The 18,639-nt window shown below is 51.8% G+C and carries 17 protein-coding genes, 1 riboswitch and 1 other annotated feature; of the genes, 6 read left to right on the top strand and 11 right to left on the bottom strand.

The window, feature by feature from the left end:
- Window positions 1-9: 9 nt before the first annotated feature.
- Together KNP84_RS08705 and KNP84_RS08700 are read right to left on the bottom strand one after the other, a co-directional pair.
- The gene (locus KNP84_RS08705) at window positions 10-1,080 is read right to left on the bottom strand and encodes an SDR family oxidoreductase (RefSeq protein ID WP_214801501.1); all 1,071 of its coding nucleotides are present in this window, start codon (window positions 1,078-1,080) and stop codon (window positions 10-12) included.
- Window positions 1,077-3,251, bottom strand: a complete 2,175-nt coding sequence (locus KNP84_RS08700; protein WP_029596254.1) for a PAS domain-containing sensor histidine kinase — start codon at window positions 3,249-3,251, stop codon at window positions 1,077-1,079. The genes KNP84_RS08705 and KNP84_RS08700 overlap by 4 nt, the downstream gene beginning before the upstream one ends.
- A 134-nt stretch (window positions 3,252-3,385) precedes the next feature.
- Here KNP84_RS08700 and KNP84_RS08695 point away from each other — a divergent pair, with 134 nt between their 5' ends.
- Window positions 3,386-3,871 carry a restriction endonuclease gene (locus KNP84_RS08695; protein ID WP_241764639.1) on the top strand — a complete coding sequence of 162 codons (486 nt, stop codon included), beginning with the start codon at window positions 3,386-3,388 and terminating at the stop codon, window positions 3,869-3,871.
- A gap of 217 nt (window positions 3,872-4,088) precedes the next feature.
- Window positions 4,089-4,568 carry an LURP-one-related family protein gene (locus tag KNP84_RS08690; RefSeq protein WP_021068133.1) on the top strand — a complete coding sequence of 160 codons (480 nt, stop codon included), beginning with the start codon at window positions 4,089-4,091 and terminating at the stop codon, window positions 4,566-4,568.
- A gap of 69 nt (window positions 4,569-4,637) precedes the next feature.
- Here the strand turns inward: KNP84_RS08690 and KNP84_RS08685 are convergent, their stop codons facing one another.
- Window positions 4,638-5,261 carry a DUF1836 domain-containing protein gene (locus tag KNP84_RS08685; RefSeq protein WP_029596252.1) on the bottom strand — a complete coding sequence of 208 codons (624 nt, stop codon included), beginning with the start codon at window positions 5,259-5,261 and terminating at the stop codon, window positions 4,638-4,640.
- 149 nt (window positions 5,262-5,410) lie between these two features.
- On the opposite strand from KNP84_RS08685, the gene KNP84_RS08680 reads away from it, so the two are divergent.
- Together KNP84_RS08680 and murB are read left to right on the top strand one after the other, a co-directional pair.
- Window positions 5,411-6,061, top strand: coding sequence for a diacylglycerol/polyprenol kinase family protein (locus KNP84_RS08680; RefSeq protein ID WP_029596251.1), 651 nt, complete (start codon window positions 5,411-5,413; stop codon window positions 6,059-6,061).
- A gap of 155 nt (window positions 6,062-6,216) precedes the next feature.
- On the top strand, window positions 6,217-7,137 hold the full coding sequence (murB, locus tag KNP84_RS08675) for a UDP-N-acetylmuramate dehydrogenase (RefSeq protein WP_021068136.1): 921 nt from the start codon (window positions 6,217-6,219) through the stop codon (window positions 7,135-7,137).
- Window positions 7,138-7,230: 93 nt separating this feature from the next.
- Here murB and ald read toward each other — a convergent pair whose 3' ends face one another.
- The 4 genes from ald to trhO all read right to left on the bottom strand — a co-directional run bounded on the left by ald (window position 7,231) and on the right by trhO (window position 11,300).
- Window positions 7,231-8,361 (bottom strand): alanine dehydrogenase, encoded by a 1,131-nt coding sequence (ald, locus tag KNP84_RS08670; protein ID WP_021068137.1) that lies wholly within the window; start codon window positions 8,359-8,361, stop codon window positions 7,231-7,233.
- A gap of 129 nt (window positions 8,362-8,490) precedes the next feature.
- Window positions 8,491-9,714, bottom strand: a complete 1,224-nt coding sequence (locus KNP84_RS08665; RefSeq protein WP_215114629.1) for a PucR family transcriptional regulator — start codon at window positions 9,712-9,714, stop codon at window positions 8,491-8,493.
- A 102-nt stretch (window positions 9,715-9,816) separates the two neighbouring features.
- Window positions 9,817-10,242, bottom strand: a complete 426-nt coding sequence (locus KNP84_RS08660; RefSeq protein WP_029596250.1) for a divergent PAP2 family protein — start codon at window positions 10,240-10,242, stop codon at window positions 9,817-9,819.
- A gap of 116 nt (window positions 10,243-10,358) precedes the next feature.
- On the bottom strand, window positions 10,359-11,300 hold the full coding sequence (trhO, locus tag KNP84_RS08655) for an oxygen-dependent tRNA uridine(34) hydroxylase TrhO (RefSeq protein ID WP_034804313.1): 942 nt from the start codon (window positions 11,298-11,300) through the stop codon (window positions 10,359-10,361).
- A 225-nt stretch (window positions 11,301-11,525) separates the two neighbouring features.
- On the opposite strand from trhO, the gene KNP84_RS08650 reads away from it, so the two are divergent.
- Window positions 11,526-12,170: a TVP38/TMEM64 family protein gene (locus KNP84_RS08650; protein ID WP_021068141.1), complete on the top strand. Its 645-nt coding sequence runs from the start codon at window positions 11,526-11,528 to the stop codon at window positions 12,168-12,170.
- Window positions 12,171-12,197: 27 nt separating this feature from the next.
- Here the strand turns inward: KNP84_RS08650 and KNP84_RS08645 are convergent, their stop codons facing one another.
- Window positions 12,198-13,499, bottom strand: a complete 1,302-nt coding sequence (locus KNP84_RS08645) for a Na+/H+ antiporter NhaC family protein (RefSeq protein ID WP_034797487.1) — start codon at window positions 13,497-13,499, stop codon at window positions 12,198-12,200.
- Between the two features lie 52 nt (window positions 13,500-13,551).
- A riboswitch (SAM riboswitch) is annotated at window positions 13,552-13,647 on the bottom strand.
- Between the two features lie 96 nt (window positions 13,648-13,743).
- Window positions 13,744-15,423, bottom strand: coding sequence for a GGDEF domain-containing protein (locus KNP84_RS08640; protein ID WP_021068143.1), 1,680 nt, complete (start codon window positions 15,421-15,423; stop codon window positions 13,744-13,746).
- Between the two features lie 154 nt (window positions 15,424-15,577).
- Window positions 15,578-15,790 (top strand) — a binding site (T-box leader).
- A 52-nt stretch (window positions 15,791-15,842) separates the two neighbouring features.
- Between KNP84_RS08640 and argS the strand changes: the two genes are divergently transcribed.
- Window positions 15,843-17,525 carry an arginine--tRNA ligase gene (gene argS, locus KNP84_RS08635; RefSeq protein WP_021068144.1) on the top strand — a complete coding sequence of 561 codons (1,683 nt, stop codon included), beginning with the start codon at window positions 15,843-15,845 and terminating at the stop codon, window positions 17,523-17,525.
- A 38-nt stretch (window positions 17,526-17,563) separates the two neighbouring features.
- Here argS and KNP84_RS08630 read toward each other — a convergent pair whose 3' ends face one another.
- Both KNP84_RS08630 and KNP84_RS08625 read right to left on the bottom strand, forming a co-directional pair.
- On the bottom strand, window positions 17,564-18,142 hold the full coding sequence (locus tag KNP84_RS08630) for a metallophosphoesterase family protein (protein WP_214715006.1): 579 nt from the start codon (window positions 18,140-18,142) through the stop codon (window positions 17,564-17,566).
- Window positions 18,139-18,630, bottom strand: coding sequence for a YajQ family cyclic di-GMP-binding protein (locus KNP84_RS08625; protein ID WP_021068146.1), 492 nt, complete (start codon window positions 18,628-18,630; stop codon window positions 18,139-18,141). Before KNP84_RS08625 ends, KNP84_RS08630 begins: the two co-directional genes overlap by 4 nt.
- Window positions 18,631-18,639 lie beyond the last annotated feature (9 nt).

Genomic DNA, 18,639 nt, shown 5'->3' with positions numbered 1-18,639 from the left:
AAGCCCTAATTAGGGCTTTTTGTGTGTCTCGTAATAGGCAACGACTTTTGGCAGATAGTCCTTTAAATCCGGACAGACGATATCAGTGCCGCTGAGTGCGCGGAGCGTCTGTGTCGTATCGAAATGGACTTGATGCTTAAAGTAGGCGAGTAGCTCACGCGGAACGCCGTAACGTTCCGACAGATGTAGCGCCGAGAATCCGGTCTCCGCGACCGCATGCGGGATGGTCCCGCGTGGAGGGCGACCGAACATCTCTTCGTGAATCATACGGTACACTTCGCGGGCCCCGTGTGGAAACGGGTCGGTCAAATGAAACGTCCGCTTCAAACCGACCGGAGCGTGAGCGAGATAAGCGGTTGCCTCGACGACGTAATCATAAGGAACGAGGTTTACTTCGATATTCTGTCGTCCAATGTAAGGCAGCGGGGCAGCTTGACGAAGTTGGTCCATTAACTTTAAGACGAAATAGACCCCGTCAAACTTCTTCGTCTCGCCGGTCTCGCTATGGCCAATGACGATGCCCGGACGGATGATGGTCACCGGCATCGAGCCGAGCTCGCGCGAGACGATGGCCTCGGCCTCATACTTCGTCGCCTCGTAATGGTTTTTAAAACGAACGCGGTGCCATAACTCGTTCTCATAAACGGTCCCTTGACGACGTCCAGACACATAGGCGGTGCTGAAGTAGACGTACCGCTTTAAATAGGGTGCCCGTTTCGCCAATGAGGTGATGTGTTTCGTCCCGAGCAAGTTGATGCGATATCCGACATCATACGGGATGCTCAAATCGTAAGCGGCTGCCAAATGGAACACGTAATTCACTTCACGCTCGATGACGGAGCGCATGATTGGATCAAGCACGACTTCAGGTAGCGTGATATCGGCCTCGACGAGCACGAGCTGATCATCTCGTAACGACGTCGCTTCCAACAGCTCCTGTTTTAAAGCATGTGCGCCGGAACGTTCGGTCGGGAGGTGGAGTGCGTAAATCGTCCCGATCTGATTCGGCAATGACGCGAGGTGCGTGATCATCTTTCCGGCTAAAAAGCCGGGGAAACCGGTGAAAGCGTAATGGTTCATAGTGTCTCCTCCGCTAAGTCCAACGTGAACGTGAATGTCGAGCCAACGCCAACGCTCGATTCGACCTCGATACTTCCGCCGTGCGATTCGATGATTTCCTTACAGATGGATAGCCCGAGACCCGTCCCGCCGATTTGGCGTGTATCCGAGTTGTCGACTCGATAAAACTTCTTGAACAGTTCTTCGAACGCATGCTCCGGAATCCCGATACCAAAGTCTTGAATCGAGACGTGGGCTTGATTTCGTTCTTTGCGCACCCGTACCTCGATTTCGTGATGGTTCGGCGAATACTTGATGGCGTTCGATAACAAGTTGATGATGACCTGCTCGATGCGGTCCTGATCGGCGACGAGGTGGAGCACTTCATCGGCATCATCGAAATGGATGGAGTGGTTGCTCGTCTCGCGGAAGCGTTCGACGACGTCACGGACGAGTTCGTTCAAGACGAAATGGTCTTTCTTATACTCTTGATTGCCGTCTTCCATGCGTTGAATGTCGAGAAAATCGTTTAACAAGTCGGTCAAACGCTTCGCTTCTTTCGCCATCGTCTTTAAGTAACGCTCGCGCTTCTCGGGATTCAAGTCGCGGGTAAGCATCAGCTCGATATATCCCGACAGTGACGAGAGCGGGGTGCGAAGTTCGTGTGAGACGGTGCTGACCAGTTCGTTTTTGATTTGGTCCATCCGCTCTTCCTCGGTCCGGTTGCGGAACACGAATAAGAAGCCGCTGTCCATTCCGATTTGGCGTTTTGTATCCATACCGGTCCCGTACATCTCGTAATACTGTTCATCCCGGTCGTTCGGCTGCGGGATGGAGAAACGCATCGACACTTCGCGGGCAGAGCCGTCGAGTAATAAGTCGATTTTTTTCAACATCTCGGTGCGGTCGCGCGTGCGGAACGTCGACAGGAGCGGGATCCGCTCTTGCATCTTGTTCGGGGCGATTCCTGGCAAATCGAGCAGGCGACGGGCGTGCACGTTCATGAACAGGACGCTGCCGTTCGATTCGGTCAAGACGAACGCTTCATTGGAGGCCTGTAAAATCGATTGGATGATATCTCGTTGCCGGGCGATGGCATTCTTCTCCCGCTCGAGCATCCGCTCGACTTTCTTCCGATCGCTAATGTCGCGCATGACGGCGACCCGGAGCGTCTGGCCTTGGAACGTCACTTCTTTCGGATACACTTCCATCTCGAGGAACGTCCCGTCCTCACGACGGCCGATGACCTCGTAAGGTGTCTGGATGTGGTTCCGGATCCGGCGCAACACGTCGGCCCGATAGCCTTCAGCGATAAATTCAATCGTTTGGCGACCGACCATCTGTTCGGCCGGGATTCGGAAAATCGATTCGGCCGCCTTGTTCGCATCTAAGATGGTCCCGCCCTCGTGAAACAGGACGGCTTCGATGACCGATTCGGCGAACATGCGATACCGTTGTTCTTTATGCAGCAATTCGCCTTTCAAGGCGATTTCAGGACTGACATCGAAAACGAAAAAGAAAAAGCCGATGACGCGAGCTTGTTCGTAGACCGGATGCATGAACAGTTTTCCAACGAAATGGGTCCGGTCTTTTCGTTGGAACTTCCATTCACGGTCGCCACGGTCTAGTGCCACACGCAGCATCTGTTCGAATGACAACAACCGCTCTGTCTCGTCTTGATAATGGGTCCGTTTCTCGCTCAGCTCGCGCGACTCGAATAGACCGAACGGGGTCATTTCGTAAAGTACTTCATGCGGCTCGTAACCGAACAGCTCGGTCGCCCCTTTATTGAAGCGATTGATTAACAGATTGGCATCGGTCATAACCATCGCCATGTCGAGTTCGGTGTGCATCATCGCTTCGAAAGCGTTATGTTGGACGGTCACCCGCGTATCGAGCGGGAGAGGTTCAATCGATAAGATATAGACGTCACCGTTCGGGATGGCGTGGATGCGAATTGTCGGCATCTCGTACGTCCAAGGCAAGCCTTGCTCCATTCGTCTCGATAGCTCCATCGTAATCGGTGATTGGTTGACCATATGAAAGATGTTTGTTCTCGTTTGTAAGTCTTCAGGGAATTGCTCTAAAAACGGCCGGTTCGCTTGGACGATTGTCCCGTCCGTCATGATTAACGCTACACCGTAAGGCAAGGCGTGCAGCAATTCGTTTTGGAGATGTCCTCGGTTCTCCATTAACGATGATCCCTCCTTCTGTATGTCACACGGGTACATCTTCAATACATTCGACAGCTCCCCCTTTGTTTTCCTGCCTCCAAACGGTAAAGTGAAGACAAGAACAGATAGAGAGGACGATAGATGTGAAGGGAATGGGGCTCAGCTTGTTGATCGCCATCGGATTATGGTGGGGAGATGCGCCGATATGGAGTATCGTCGCGTGTTTAGGAATCGGCCTGCTCTGGCTCATCTGGCGTATGCGTCTGTCGACGATTCACCGCATCGATCGGATGGACGGTCGTGAATTTGAGTTATTTTTAGAAGAAGTGTTCACCGCACTCGGTTACACGGTGACGGTGACGCCGGCGTCGCGTGACTTCGGGGCGGATCTGCTCCTTGAAGCGGAGGACGGATGGTCAATCGCGGTCCAAGCGAAGCGCTATGAAAAAGCGGTCGGGCTTGAGGCAGTCCAACAAGTCGCAGCCTCCGTTCCATACTATGGGGTGAACGAAGGTTGGGTCGTGACGAACTCATTTTATACCGATAGTGCATACGAATTGGCGGAGCCAAATCAAGTTCGTCTGATTGCAAGAACGGAGCTCGAAGAGATGTTGAAACAGGCCGGTTTCAAGCGATAATATCAGGCGTGTTCACAAGTTTGACAGAATGGCGGATTGTGTCGAAGAAAAAGGGGTTGTCTTTTTCACGAATAGGTGCAATAATCATCTTCGTCATATGAAATATGTAGTCGCTGAAACGAGAAAAAGCGACGCGCAGTACCAATTTGGGGGTTTCATAGAAATACCAACCAAACACACACAAATCAACGGTTGGAACGTATTAGGAGGAAAAGCGGTGCGCAAATTAATTTATGTAAAAGGTTGCGTCTTTACGCAAGGAGAAGCGACCATTTATGACGAGACAAATGATGCGATCGGATCTGTTCACCGCGACGCGGAGGGCAGTGTTCAAGTGCACAACTTGTCAGGCCGTCAAATCGCTCACGGGAAGTATATCCCGAACTGTCAGAAGTGGGTCGTCATGAACCACGATGGACAAGCGATTGGTCAGTTGAAGGACAAATTCTCGTTATTCGGGAAAAAGTGTGAGTACAACGTCTACGAACGCGGTCTCTATACGATTCAATACGATGTCGAGCGTTACAAGTTCAGCGTTCGAGACAAAGCAGGTAAGCTTGTGGCGGAACTCCGCAAACAAGACGATGATTGCTTCTGCCTGACGAAAGAGGCCGACCAACTCTCGATGTTCGAGTTGTTGTCTGTCCTTAAAACGTTGACAGTCAAATCACGGATGCCAATCGCGGTATCGGTGTAACCAATATGACGAACACCAGTCACTGCGACTGGTGTTTTTTTTCTAAAAAAAAGCCTCATTCGACGAAGATCAAATGAAGCGGTTCAAATAGTGTTTCGCCTCGATCTCGAGTGTCGTCACGCGATGGGCGTATAGACAGAGTTTGAGGACGTGCAAGATGTTCGGGTGGGTGACCCCCATCTTTTCAATCGAGCGCTTCGCACGCGTGTCGAGGAGCTCGATCGGGCTCGTCGACTTGGCGTACTCGGCATAGAGACGATAAAAGTCAATGGGCGAGATGAGGTCGTCCTCGTCGCGGTCAGGATTGTTGAAGATGAGTGCGAGGAGAGAACTCGTCTCTTCAAGTGAGAACAAGTGCTTCAAATCATCCAGCAAATAAATGATAGCCGCTTGTTGGAGCGAGTATTTCTTTCCGACCCGGGGGACCCCGATGATTTTGCGGACTTCTCGCTTCGTCCAGTTTTGAATCGTGGTCGCGGATAAATGTTCTCCGGTCAACGTGTTCGCCAAAGCGACGATTTGATTGATTGACAGTCCGTTCTTTTCAATATGAAACAAGTGGATTTTGCGAAGCTCTTTCGGGAAATGCTCGCGCACGTCCTCGGGAAAGAGCGAGATGGCCCGGTCAACGTCGCCAACCCGCATATAGTGAAGGCAATCAGCCAAAGTTTGAATCGAAATTGCGTCGCGCATACAGGCATCCTTTCTATAGCCGCCTTCGTTCGTTGGCTATACAGTCATTTGACCTCATTCTACCAAATGTTTGAAAAGGAAGCTAGGCTATCGCTCGATTAAGGTATAATGAAAACGTACAAAAAAATGTAGATAAAGGTGGTTCAAAGATGAATGAATGGGTCAGTTCCATCCTGTCCATCGTCATTGTCCTGGTGTTTCTCGTCGGTCTTGAACAGATTGGCAAACGCCTCGGCTGGACGGATGAGACAATTCGTAAAAGTGTACATATCGCGGTCGGCCATTGGTCGCTGCTTGCAGTTTGGTTAATGGAAACTTGGTACGTCGCCGCCGTGCCGCTCGTCTTTTTCACGTTCGCGAACGCGTTCCTTCTTTATAAGAGTCCGTCACCGGTTCATCAGACGGAACGTAAATCGCTCGGCACCGTCTATTATCCGATCGCCTTGCTCGTCATCCTGTTCTTCTTCTTTGAATCAGAGCCGCTCGCCTTTTTGGCAGGATCGCTCGTCTTGGCGTGGGGCGATGGCCTGGCCGCGCTCATCGGTCGGAAGTACGGGACAGTGACCTATGATTTATACGGACAGAAGCGCTCGTTCCAAGGTAGCATGGCCATGTTCCTCAGCTCGTATGCCGTTCTCTTTTTATTATTTTTGTGGGATGATATTCCACTTTGGCAAGTGGTAACATATGGATTCATTATTTCAATCATTGCCACACTCACAGAAGCAATTTCGTATCGAGATTGGGATAACTTTACAATTCCTATCGTCGTTGCCGTTGCTACATCATTATTGTTATAAACCAATTCCTTCATTGTAAAGAAAACGTTGCTTGTCACCCCTGTCAAAGATTTGTATACTGTGTTTCGTACTGAAATCATTCAGTGACGTGCCTGCCTCTCTCTTGACGAACCGAGGCATGCTTTAAAATTGAACGTAAAGGATTGAGGCAACGCATGAGCTTTTTAAATCAACTACTCACTATCATTCCGGCCGATCGCGTGAAGCAAGATGAGCCGCTGTCGGCACACACGTATACAAAATTAGGTGGGCAGGCCGATTATTTCGTGGCCCCGCACACGTATGAAGAAGTTCAAGCCGTGCTTGAGCTCGCCCATCGCGAGAGCGTCCCATTCATGATTCTCGGGTTCGGGTCGAACTTGATTGTCCGTGACGGAGGCCTTCGTGGCATCGTCTTAAACTTGAACGAACTGAAAACGATTCGTCGAGACGGGAATCAACTGATCGCCCAAGCCGGTGCGGCCATCATCGACGTCTCACGTCAAGCGTTGACCGAAGAGTTATCTGGCTTAGAATTTGCCTGTGGCATCCCGGGAACGGTCGGTGGCGCGGTGTATATGAACGCAGGCGCCTACGGTGGAGAAACGAAAGACGTTATCACGAGTGCGGTCGTATTGTCGCCTGAAGGGCAGCTCATGACACTTACGAAAGACGAACTCGATCTCGACTACCGGACGAGCCGGATTTCGAAAGACGGGTTGATTGTGCTCGAAGCGACGTTTGAACTCGAACCGCTCGGCTATGAAGCGATCAAAGACGTCATGGACGACTTGACGTACAAGCGCGAGTCGAAGCAACCGCTCGAGTATCCATCATGCGGTAGCGTCTTCAAACGACCACCGGGCTACTTCGCCGGCAAATTGATTCAAGACTGTGGCCTGCAAGGGAAGCGGATCGGTGGAGCGGAAGTCTCACTCAAACATGCCGGATTCATCGTCAATATCGATGAAGCGACAGCGACTGAGTACATCTCGCTCATCCGACACGTCCAGGCGACGGTGAAGGAGAAGTTCGAGATTGAGCTTGAACCAGAAGTGAAAATCATCGGTGAGGACATCGCCGTCGAGAACGCATAAGCACAAAAACGCTCGAACCGATCGGTTCGAGCGTTTTTGAATGGGACGAGAACAACAAAAAATCCGCCAGCATCGTTGCTGGCGGATTTACGTTTACGCTTGTAGTTGCTTCGTGATGGCTTCGGCTGGAGCGACGAACGTGTAGCCGAGGTCGCGGGCGACGGCTTCATACGTGACCGTCCCGTCGATGACGTTCAATCCTTTAAGCAAGGCTGCGTTCTCGCGGAGTGCCGGGAAAATCCCTTTTTGTGCGCACTCGACGATATACGGCATCGTGGCGTTCGTCAAACCGAGTGTCGACGTGCGTGGGACAGCACCTGGCATGTTGGCGACGGCATAGTGTTGAACCCCGTAACGCTCGTACGTCGGCGCGTCATGCGTCGTGATATGGTCGATGGTTTCGCAGATTCCGCCTTGGTCGATGGCGACATCGACGATGACCGAACCTGGTGACATCTGTTGGACCATTTCTTTCGTGACGAGCTTCGGTGCTTTCGCGCCTGGAATGAGGACGGCACCGATGACAAGGTCACTTTCAGCGACTTGTTTGGCGATATTGTAGCTGTTTGAGATGAGTGTGTTGATTGTGTTGCCGAACTGATCATCGATTTGGCGCAGGCGAGCCGGGCTGATGTCCATAATCGTGACGTTGGCACCAAGACCAATCGCGATGCGGGCGGCATTCATCCCGACGACACCGCCCCCGATGACGGTGACGTTCGCACGTGGTACGCCTGGCAGGCCAGACAAGAGAATCCCTTTTCCACCGTGCGGTTTTTCAAGGATTTGGGCGCCGATTTGAGCAGCCATCCGTCCGGCCACTTCGCTCATCGGTGTGAGGAGCGGCAATGTGCGGTCGATCTCGACCGTCTCATAGGCGATGGCCGTCACACCGGAATCGACGAGTGCTTTCGTAAGTTCTGGTTCGGCCGCCAAATGCAAATAAGTGAAGAGGGTCAAGTCAGGACGGAAATAACGATATTCCGATGGTTGCGGTTCCTTTACTTTCAACGCCAATTCCACGTTTCCCCAAACGTCCGCAGCGGTGTCGACGATGGTTGCCCCCGCATCGACATACTCCATATTTGTGAAGCCGCTACCGACGCCCGCTTCCGTCTCGACGAGGACCTCGTGTCCAAGTTCAGTTAATACAGCTGCACCCATCGGCGTCAAGGCGACGCGGTTTTCGTTGTTTTTAATCTCTTTCAATACCCCGATTTTCATGTAAAGTTCCCCTTTCTCTACTGACACAATTTGTTCACACCTCTAGTATAGACCCATCCGAAAACGCTGTCTTTAGCATGGATTCTAAAAGTGATAACGCCCACTTTGTGAAAAAACACAAAGTAGGCGTTAATCGTCTTGGCGGTATTGACCGGCCTTAATGGCGAGATAAACGGCGGCCCGTTCAGGGAGCGAGACTTGTGTGATGTTCGTCAGTTCTTCAATCCGCCGAATCCGGTAGAGCACGGTGTTCGGATGGATGTGAAGATGAGCGGCGACACGCTTGACGTTCCCATCAAAATAGAAATACCATTCGAGCGTCGTGACGAGCTCGGTATGATGCGTGACGTCATACGCCTGTAGGCGCTCGATGGTCGGATGCGTCTCGAGACGAAGCCCGATGCGTCGGGCCAAATCGGGTACGAGCTGATAAATTCCGATCTGTTCGAACGTGCGCGATGTCGCAAGCTCATACGGGAACTTTCGGCGAAGCGACGTGACGCGTCGTGCTTCTTCCATCGCCGCATAGAGCATGTCGCTCTCAAAAAAGCGTCGACTGATGCCAAGGCGCGGCTCCGCTTCAATGAACTTGTCTCGGAGCTGCGTTTCAAAGCGGTCGGCCCACTGCAAGAGCGCCGTTTCTTCCTCGGCCAAGTCCGATTTCATATAATGCCAGACGAGTAACTGCTGGCCATCGATCGCGTGCAGGACGACTTCAATCGCTTGCTGGGTCGCCAATACATAAAACAGTCGTTCCGCCAGTTGCGGGGTGACCGGCTGGGCACATTCAATCACGGTGAGGCGGCTGGCGACGGCAATCGGTGCGAGCTCATTCAAGCGATCGCGGTGGGATGGCGATAAGACGGGAGTGGCCAGCACTTCTAAAAAGAAGCGTTCCAATTCGGCGTCGATGCGTCGTTCGTGCATCGCGATGGTCATCAGCAATTTTTTGGCGATGGTTGCCCCTTCTTGTAGGACGGTGAGTTCCTGTTCTGAAAACGGCGTCGTTCGGGCCAGGCTCCAAATATAACCGAGCACATCCCCTTGTTGCTTGATGACGACGGCCGCCCGCTCACCGAGACCGACGGCCATTCGGGCCGGGATGACGACCGGTTCGTCGCGGTCGATCACTTCTTGAAGGATTCCACTTTCCCACAAGTCCTCGATGACCGCTTCCGGGACACGGCGGCCGATAATCGTCGCGATTCGTGCCGGGTCGGTCGAGTCGGGGTGGGTGCTATAGGCCAGCAACTGATGGTGTCGATTTTCAATCGTGATGGGGGCCCGAATCGCTTGTCCGATTGCTTCGGCGAGCGTATCGAGCGACTCATAAGATTTCTGCAAAAAAGGCATGTCGATTCCTCCTCTCTCTCACTATACCGTCTCTGTTGTGAAAGTTCACAAAAAGATGGTGAGTTTTTAGAAGGGGGGAACGACATGCCTGCATCATTCACATTAAATTGGGAAAAACAGTCCGACCACGAGACCGAGTAAAGCCCCGACGATGACTTGGAACGGGGTATGACCGACCAGCTCATTTAAGATGGGCGTCTCGTGCTTGATTCCTTTGAAGTAGTCGTTCAACAAGCGGGCCTGGAATCCGACCGCCTGACGAACGCCGGTCGCATCGTACATGACGATCGTCGCAAAAATCAAGGCGAGCGCGAACATGCTGGAATCGAGCCCTTCGATTCGACCGATGACGGTCGCTAAGGCGACGACGGTCGAAGAGTGGGAACTTGGCATCCCACCCGAGGCAAACATGATTTCTAATTCAAAATCTCGTGTTTTAATGAGTTCGGTTACGAGCTTGGCTGCTTGTGCGATGAACCAAGCGAGCAAGGCGGCGAGTAAAGGTTCGTTAAAGAGCAATCGATTCACTTCCTGTCTGACAATGGTATCTACACTATACCCGATTCTGTCATTGGCTAGACGTAAAGTTTCTGTCAAAAAAGCACCTCGAGCGTAGGCTCGAAGTGCTTTCTGGTCGATTTTTGTTACCCGACGACGCCTTCAGTCTCCTGAAGTTTGTCCGCGATATTCTCGATGATATAGCGGTTACGTGGATGCTCCTGGCACTCTTTCGAGCATGAACGCATTTGTTTCGGTTCACACTCTTCACAACAGAAGTGTTGGGCATTACACACCGGGTTGGCACAATTAACGTAGCGGACCGTCTTCGTTCCGCAGTGCATGCACTCCGAAACAACGGACGGGTTGACCGTGTTGACCGGGACGTTGATGCGCTCGTCAAAGACGTAAAGCTCACCTTCCCAGTCTTCGCCTTTCGTGGCTTCGTCTTTGCCGTACATGGCGACGCCGCCTTTAAGGTGGAAAATGTTGTCGTGACCTTGGTCACGCATATATGCGGTAAATTTCTCGCAACGGACGCCTCCGGTACAGTACGTGAGTAACGTTTTCCCTTCGTAGAGGTCCTTGTTCTCTTCGAGCCAATCTGGCATGTAACGAGAAGCCTCTACATCGATTTTGATCGCGTTTTTAAAGTGACCAAGATCGTACTCGTAGTTGTTACGAACGTCGAGGATGACGACATCGTCGCGATTCATCATCTCTTTCCATTCTGCCGGTTCGAGGTATGCACCGTGCTGTTTAGGCACGTCGAACTCACCATCAAAGCGCCACGTCACAAGCTCTTTCTTATGACGGACAAAAATTTTCGAGAACGCATGCTCTTCGACTTCATCGATTTTGAACTCGATGTCGCTGAATAGCGGGTTCGCTTTCAAGTCGTTCATGTACTGCTCGGTCTGTTCCCAAGTCCCAGAGCACGTCCCGTTGATTCCTTCGGAAGAAATCAAGATGCGTCCTTTGATACCGAGGTCCTTGCAATACTTGAGGTGCTCTTGTGTGAGCGTTTCTGGGTCTTCGATATTGACGTACTTATAGTACAGCAAGACCCGCATTGGTTTTGTTTCCATGTGTGTTACTCCCCTGTGTTCAGTTTTTTGCAGGAAAACGAACGTTGGGTTGTGTCGTTCGACGAACGGACTTGCCTGCAACCACAAGTCCATATTATATGATAGATATCACAGCGGAATTTCGCAAATACTTTTTAATTTTTTACGGCGGTGGGCAGGGGGATGCGTCTTCCTGAGCGAAATCGGGTAAAAAGGGAATAACGAAAGTTGAAGGTGGAAACTGACATGCTGACATCACTCCAACAATATATTTTAAACTTGATTGAATGGCTACAAGGACTTCCGGGCGGACCTTGGGCAGGACTCGGGGCACCTTTCCTGGAAGCCATCTTTCCATTTCTCCCGCTCGTCCTCATCATCTCGGCGAACGCAGCAACGTACGGTTTTTGGCTCGGGACGTTATTGTCGTGGGTCGGAAGCTTGCTCGGGACGATTCTTGTGTTTGCAGCTGTTCGCTACGTCTTTCGAAAGCCGATGACGCGATGGCTCGAGAGGCATAAACAAGGCGTCTATTGGCTCGAACGCATCAATCATATGAGTCCGGTCTCGCTCGGGTTTCTTTACTCGCTCCCGTTCATTCCGGTCAGTTTGATTACGTATTTACTCGCCCTCATCCAAATGCCGCTCCGGACGTTCATTATGGCGGCCGGGTTTGGGAAGTTGCTCGTCGTCTTGATTTTCTCTGTCATCGGTGACCAGTGGGAAGAGTTTATTCAAAGCCCGTTCCGATTATCGATGCTCGTCCTGTTGCTGTTCGTTTTGTGGGTAATCAGCCGCGGACTCGAAGAACTGCTCAAACGGCGTGCCTTCAGAAAACGTAACGAGCAGCTGAAACGTGAACTTGAAGCGAAACGACAAACGACCTTGTGAAGCGACTGCTTCACAAGGTCGTTTTCGTTAAGCGCGTTTTTTGAAACGCGGGAAGTTGAAGGCGATGGCCAATCCTCCGCAAATGAACAACAAGAACGGATAGAACATATACGGCACGAGCGCCGGCGACGCTGTGTTCGTCAGTTCGGCCGCAATGAGAAGCTGTGCCCCGTAAGGCAACAGACCTTGGACCCCACACGAGAAGATATCGAGTACACTCGCAGACTTTTTACGTTCGATGTCATAATCGTCGGCGATGTTCGCGGCGAGCGGACCAGCCACGAGAATCGAAATCGTGTTGTTCGCCGTCGCGACGTTTGTCGCACTGACGAGCCCGGCGATGCTCCACTCCGCGCCGGCCCGTCTTTTAATTCGGGACGTGAGCGCGTCACGCAAGTACGTGAGTCCGCCGTTGTGCGAGATGAGTCCGACGAGCCCACCCATGAGCAATGTCAGGAGTGAAATCTCGGCCATGCCCATCATGCCGTCCGCCATGGCGGTGACGTACGTGGTGACGGCTAGACTGCCATCCAATAGACCGATGATGCCGGTCAGGGCGATGCCGCCGAGCAAGACAAGGATGACGTTCATTCCCGTCAAAGCGAGCACGATAACCGCTAGATACGGAATCAACTTATACCATTCAAACGCCGCCGGCTCGATGGTCGATTCTCCGCTCGATAGGGCAGCGAGTAAAATCGTTGTGATGACGGCTGCCGGCAAGACGATCCAAAAGTTGGTCCGGAACTTGTCGCGCATGTTCGTCCGCTGGGTGCGGACGGCTGCGATCGTCGTGTCTGAAATGAACGACAAGTTATCCCCGAACATGGCACCCCCGACGACGGCTGCCGCCGCGATAGCGATATTGACGCCGCTCTCCTCATGGATGCCGAGAGCGATCGGAGCCAGTGCGGCAATCGTCCCGGTCGATGTACCCATCGCCATCGAGATGAAGGCTGCGATGACGAATAGGCCGCTCAATAGGAGCGAGGGCGGTAGTAACGTCAATGCCGCATTGACGGTCGCGTCAATCGCACCGATTGCTTCGGCGACGCTTGAAAACGCACCGGCGAGCAAGAAGATGAACACCATGATGAGGATGCTCGGGTTCCCGGCACCTTGGGCGACGCGTTCGACCGTCTGGGTGACGCTCCCTTTCGTCATCATCGCCGCGACGATGACGGCAATCAAGGCCGCGATCAAGACGGGGAATTTATAAAAGTCGTCATAGTAGATGCCTGCCCCGATAAAGAAGACGAGGAAGACGAGTAAGGGCAAGAGCGCCCATTTGTTAGCTGTTGGTTGTTCCAATCGATTCACCTCATTCATAAAAATAAAAAGAGAGCCTTCTGAAAAAAGGCTCTCTCGACAAGAAACACTTTTTTCATCTTTCGAGCAGACCGCTCGCTGGATTTGGCACAGGTTACCCGCTGCCGAGACGTCATCGGGCCAGTCCCTCAGTCTCTCTTGATAAAAAAGTTGTGATATTTAGTTATAAGACACGTTCCCTAACGTACCTGTTTCAAATCTGCTTGTCAATAGCAAACCCCCACGCGATGAACGTGGGGGCGAGTCAGGTCGTTAAGAAATTATAATGGGCGACGCGGTTGCGACCGGCGTATTTCCCGCCGACGTAGAGCGCGCGGTCGGCGTTACGAATCGTATCGTCAAGACGTTTGTCGCCGAACGACTGAATCGTATCGACACCGATTGAAGCGGTGACGGGTATATCGATTCCGTCGACGTGGAACGGTTTGTTCTCGATTTGTTGGCGGATGCGCTCGGCGATCTCGACGGCGGCCTCAACATCACAACGGTTTAAGAGCAAGATGAACTCTTCACCGCCGTAACGGGCGGCAAAGTCTTCGGTGCGGAGCACTTGACGAATGCGGCGACCGAATTCTTGGAGCACACTGTCTCCGACTTGGTGACCGTGCGTGTCATTGATTTTTTTGAAGAAGTCGATATCGAGCATCGCGACGGAAATCGGATACATCGAGCCGTCCGAGATCTGTTGAATCCCGTATTCATAAAAAGCCCGCGCATTGGCAAGCAGCGTCAAGCTGTCCGTCCGGCTCTCGGTATAGAGGCGGTCGCGTTCATGACAACGACTGATCGTCCGATTGAACGACTTGAGCAGTTTGACAATCTCGCGTTGAATGATGGGCGGATAGCCATAGACGTGCTCGCCCGTCATCACAATCCACGTGCGGATTCCTTCGATTTCCTCGGAACGGACCGAGATGAAGCTATGATAGTCTTCATTAAATTCGTTCGACAGCGGGGCGTCCCATTCGAAGCGCATCTCGTACTCGACCGAGGCTTCGTTCGGATAGGTTGCATCGAGTAATTCAAAGACGACATGGCGATCGATCGGCTGGCGCGTCTTCAAATCAAAGTAAAGTGTGCGATCAAACAGTTTGAACTCGACGTACCCTTCATCGTACTCGTTGAGTCGCTCACATTGACTGAGGAACACTTCGATGGCTTGTGCCTCGCTTTGCGATAGCGATACGGCTTCTTTTGCTTCATCATATTGTTCAATCAACGATTTGAAGGCGTCTTGTCGACCTTTTTGAATGATGAGTCGCTTAATAAAGAACGTGAGTGCGGCGGCGATACTGCTGACGACGAGCAAGTTCGTCTCTCGGAAGAGCGAGGCCGCCAAAATGAAGACGAGACTGACGATATACGTGTAAAACGCGATGCTTAAAAAGTCACGGACCGGGATGTCGACGCGGAACCACCAGCCGACTTGATACTTTTGGACGACCGTGTTCAAAATGATGGCAATAATCAAACCGGCAAGCGGAAGGAACGAGTCTTGGGAATAGAATCCGAGACCGGTCACACCACCAAGTGCCAAGTAGACACTGGCCGGGATGGCGATTTCCAAAAATGACGTGATGGCATTCCACGGATACGTAAAACGGAACCGTCGAAGCGCGACGCGCGGTTTCAAGTTGACGAACTGGAAGACGAGTAGTCCAATCTGATTGACGAACAGCGCTGTCTCAAAATCAAAGAATAAAAAAATAATTAAGACGATACTTTCTGAAAAGGTAAAGTAGACGCCTTTCCGTTCAATGGAGTCCATTTGAAAAATAATGACGAGCAACGCGATCAAGATGAACGGTAACGGCTCGATGGCCGGCATGTTCAATACGCCTGTAGCGAACAAGATGAGCGTCAAACCGAATAGCATACTCCAAATACTCCAACCAAGGACGGACATCTTGCGGAAATGGTTCATGGTTCCCTCCTATGTGGGAAAAATTCAATTATGTATGGTAGGAGATTCGGCACAATCACGCCTGAGTCCTGCCTATCCATCATAATGGCGGAATTCTAGCATTGAGTCTATATGAAATATCCTCTATAATGAAATTGCTTTTCAACCACATAGACGAAAGTCGATGAAAAAGAGAGTAACGATCGTTCCGTCAACAAAGCGACCTAGGGATTGGTGAGAGCCTAGGCTGACAAACATCGCGAAACGCACTTTTGAGATGCTATCCGAACTTGAGTAGGCGTAGCCGGGGGACCCCCGTTATCACCGATAAAGCGGTCTGCGTCAAGCAGGCAAGAAGAGTGGTACCGCGGGCCATCCCGTCTCTTTGCATCTGTGCAAAGGGCGTTTTTTTTATGAACAAATGATAAGGAGGAATTAGAATGAGTTATGAACGCAAATATGCGGAAGCCTTGTCCCGTGTCATCGGGGACGAGTTGACGCTCGACCAGATTGAAGCATTGATTGAAAAACCGAAACATGAGGCACACGGGGACCTTGCTTTCCCGTGTTTCCAACTTGCGAAAGCCTATCGTAAAGCCCCGGTTATGATCGCGACGGATATCGCAAACGACTTGAACGACGAGTTGTTCACGAAAGTCGAGGCGGCCGGCCCGTATGTGAACGTCTTCTTGAGCCGTGACGTCGTCTCACAAGAAATCATCAACACGGTGCTCGATGAACAAGCGGACTATGCGACGCATGCGACACGCAACGAGACAATCGTCACCGATTTCTCGTCACCGAACATCGCCAAACCGTTCTCGATGGGACACCTTCGTTCAACGGTGATCGGGAATGCCATCAACCAAATCGCCCGTAAAAACGGCTATGACGTCGTCGGCATCAACCACCTCGGGGATTGGGGCACACAGTTCGGTAAACTGATGGTCGCCTATAAAAAATGGGGCGACGAGGAAGCGGTCCGGGCACATCCGATTGCTGAGCTCTTGAAGCTTTACGTCCATTTCCACGAAGAAGCGAAGACACAACCGGAACTTGAGGACGAAGGCCGTGCGTGGTTCAAGAAACTCGAAGACGGCAACGAGGAAGCGACTGAGCTTTGGACGTGGTTCCGCGAAGAATCACTCAAAGAGTTCCAAAAAGTATATGACCTCCTCGGTGTCGAATTCGACAGCTTTAACGGGGAAGCGTTCTATAACGACAAGATGGATCGTGTCGTCGCCATGCTCGAAGAGAAAAACCTTCTCGTCGAAAGTGAAGGGGCGATGGTCGTCTCACTCGAGGACGAGAACTTACCGCCATGCTTGATCAAAAAGAAAGACGGCGCGACGCTTTATGCGACACGCGACTTGGCAGCTGCCGTCTATCGTCATGAGACGTACAACTTCGTCCAGGCGAACTACGTCGTCGGCGGTGAGCAGGCGCTTCACTTCAAACAACTGTTCTCAGTCTTGCGCAAGCTCGGCTATGACTTCGTCGATGGCATGCATCACGTGCCGTTCGGCTTGATTTTGCAAGAAGGGAAGAAGATGTCGACACGTAAAGGTCGCATTGTCTTGCTCGAGGAAGTGCTCAAAGAAGCAATCGAGAAAGCACAAGCGAACATCGCTCAGAAGAACCCGGAACTTGCGAACGCGGACGACGTGGCACGCATGGTCGGTGTCGGCGCGGTCATCTTCCACGATTTGAAGAATGAACGCATCAACAACATCGAGTTCGACCTCGATAGCATGCTCAAATTCGAAGGTGAGACGGGCCCGTACGTGCAGTACACGAACGCGCGTGCGAACTCGCTCCTTCGTAAAGGCAACTATGACGGCTCGACGTTCACTGGCGCAAACGACGACCACACGTGGGGCGTCGTGACGATGCTCAACGCGTTCCCGCACGTCATCACACGTGCCCACGAACGCCGCGAACCATCGATCATTAGCCGTTACGTGCTCGATTTGGCGCAAGCATTCAACAAGTATTACGGTCATGTCCGTGTCCTTGAAGAAGATGCAGGCAAACAATCACGTCTCGCCCTCGTCAAAGCGGTGACGATCGTATTGACGGAAGGACTCCGTTTGATCGGTGTTCAAGCTCCAGAAGAAATGTAAGGACGACAAAAGGGACCCGTTTCGTGGGGTCCCTTCTCTTATGCTTTCATCCGCGTTACCGTCCGAGCTTTCGTGTCATACAGACACCACTCCCGGTCGAAGATGACGGCGCCGACGTTGATGACGTAACGTTTTTTCTTTAGGACGAACGGCTGTCCGATTTCCCAGGGAATCGAGCGGCCTTTCCGGTAAATCCCCGGAATATGGCTGTGTCCGATAAAGACGAGCGGATACTTCCCTTTCTCGACAAGCGGTTCCCAGTCCGGACTCCATTTCACTTGGTGTCCATGCAAGAATAGCGCCTCATCGAGCGTCGTCTGCTCCGGTAATAAGGCGATTCGTGTCTTGACCGGATGCGAGACCACGAGCACTTCGTCAATCCGCTCTTCTTGATTGCCGCGCAGGCTAGGGAAGGTGAGGAGCGCCTCGTAGTCAGGGTCGTACGTCACCACATCGGACACTTCATGGAAGCGCTCGTTGCGCCGTTTCTTACCGATATGACACTCGTACAGATCGCCGAGGCAAAGGATGTGCTCCGTCTCGCGGCGGACCGACTCGAGCACGGCTTTCAAATCATCAAACGAACCATGTGGGTCACTGATGATGGCGAGTTTCATCGGTAGTTTGTGAATTGGGCATCGACGGACAATTCGAGCTCACGGACGAGCTGCATAACGGCTTGAAGGTCATCGCGCGACTTGGCTGTCACACGGATTTGATCGTCTTGAATTTGTGACTTCACTTTCAGTTTTGATTCTTTGATGGCGTTGTTAATTTTTTTTGCATCGTCTTTATCGATGCCGCTCTTCAATTTGACGCGTTGACGAACTGTGCCGCCGAGCGCACGTTCCACTTTTTGATAATCAAGGTTTTTCGTCGGTACGCCACGTTTAATCAATTTCGTGATCATGACGTCTTTCAATTGCTCGAGTTTATAGTCGTCATCTGAGACGAGGACGAGGTCGCCGTTATCGAGTGACATCTCACTCTTCGAACCTTTAAAGTCGTAACGGTTCAAAATTTCTTTCTCGGCGATTTGAATCGCGTTCTTCACTTCTTCGAGGTTCATTTCTGACACAATATCAAAAGAATTGTCTTTTGCCATGTTTCATCC

This window comes from Exiguobacterium sp. s70, assembly GCF_018618315.1.
Lineage (GTDB): Bacteria > Bacillota > Bacilli > Exiguobacteriales > Exiguobacteriaceae > Exiguobacterium > Exiguobacterium chiriqhucha.
The sequence above is the reverse complement of the archived record's forward strand: the minus strand, read 5'-3'. Positions and strand labels throughout refer to the sequence as shown.

Coding starts and splice junctions, on each gene's coding strand:
- KNP84_RS08705 (WP_214801501.1), bottom strand. CDS start 1,080: ATGAACCATTACGCTTTCACCGGTTTCCCCGGCTTTTTAGCCGGAAAG.
- KNP84_RS08700 (WP_029596254.1), bottom strand. CDS start 3,251: ATGGAGAACCGAGGACATCTCCAAAACGAATTGCTGCACGCCTTGCCT.
- KNP84_RS08695 (WP_241764639.1), top strand. CDS start 3,386: ATGGGGCTCAGCTTGTTGATCGCCATCGGATTATGGTGGGGAGATGCG.
- KNP84_RS08685 (WP_029596252.1), bottom strand. CDS start 5,261: ATGCGCGACGCAATTTCGATTCAAACTTTGGCTGATTGCCTTCACTAT.
- KNP84_RS08680 (WP_029596251.1), top strand. CDS start 5,411: ATGAATGAATGGGTCAGTTCCATCCTGTCCATCGTCATTGTCCTGGTG.
- murB (WP_021068136.1), top strand. CDS start 6,217: ATGAGCTTTTTAAATCAACTACTCACTATCATTCCGGCCGATCGCGTG.
- ald (WP_021068137.1), bottom strand. CDS start 8,361: ATGAAAATCGGGGTATTGAAAGAGATTAAAAACAACGAAAACCGCGTC.
- KNP84_RS08665 (WP_215114629.1), bottom strand. CDS start 9,714: ATGCCTTTTTTGCAGAAATCTTATGAGTCGCTCGATACGCTCGCCGAA.
- trhO (WP_034804313.1), bottom strand. CDS start 11,300: ATGGAAACAAAACCAATGCGGGTCTTGCTGTACTATAAGTACGTCAAT.
- KNP84_RS08650 (WP_021068141.1), top strand. CDS start 11,526: ATGCTGACATCACTCCAACAATATATTTTAAACTTGATTGAATGGCTA.
- KNP84_RS08645 (WP_034797487.1), bottom strand. CDS start 13,499: ATGAATGAGGTGAATCGATTGGAACAACCAACAGCTAACAAATGGGCG.
- KNP84_RS08640 (WP_021068143.1), bottom strand. CDS start 15,423: ATGAACCATTTCCGCAAGATGTCCGTCCTTGGTTGGAGTATTTGGAGT.
- argS (WP_021068144.1), top strand. CDS start 15,843: ATGAGTTATGAACGCAAATATGCGGAAGCCTTGTCCCGTGTCATCGGG.
- KNP84_RS08630 (WP_214715006.1), bottom strand. CDS start 18,142: ATGAAACTCGCCATCATCAGTGACCCACATGGTTCGTTTGATGATTTG.
- KNP84_RS08625 (WP_021068146.1), bottom strand. CDS start 18,630: ATGGCAAAAGACAATTCTTTTGATATTGTGTCAGAAATGAACCTCGAA.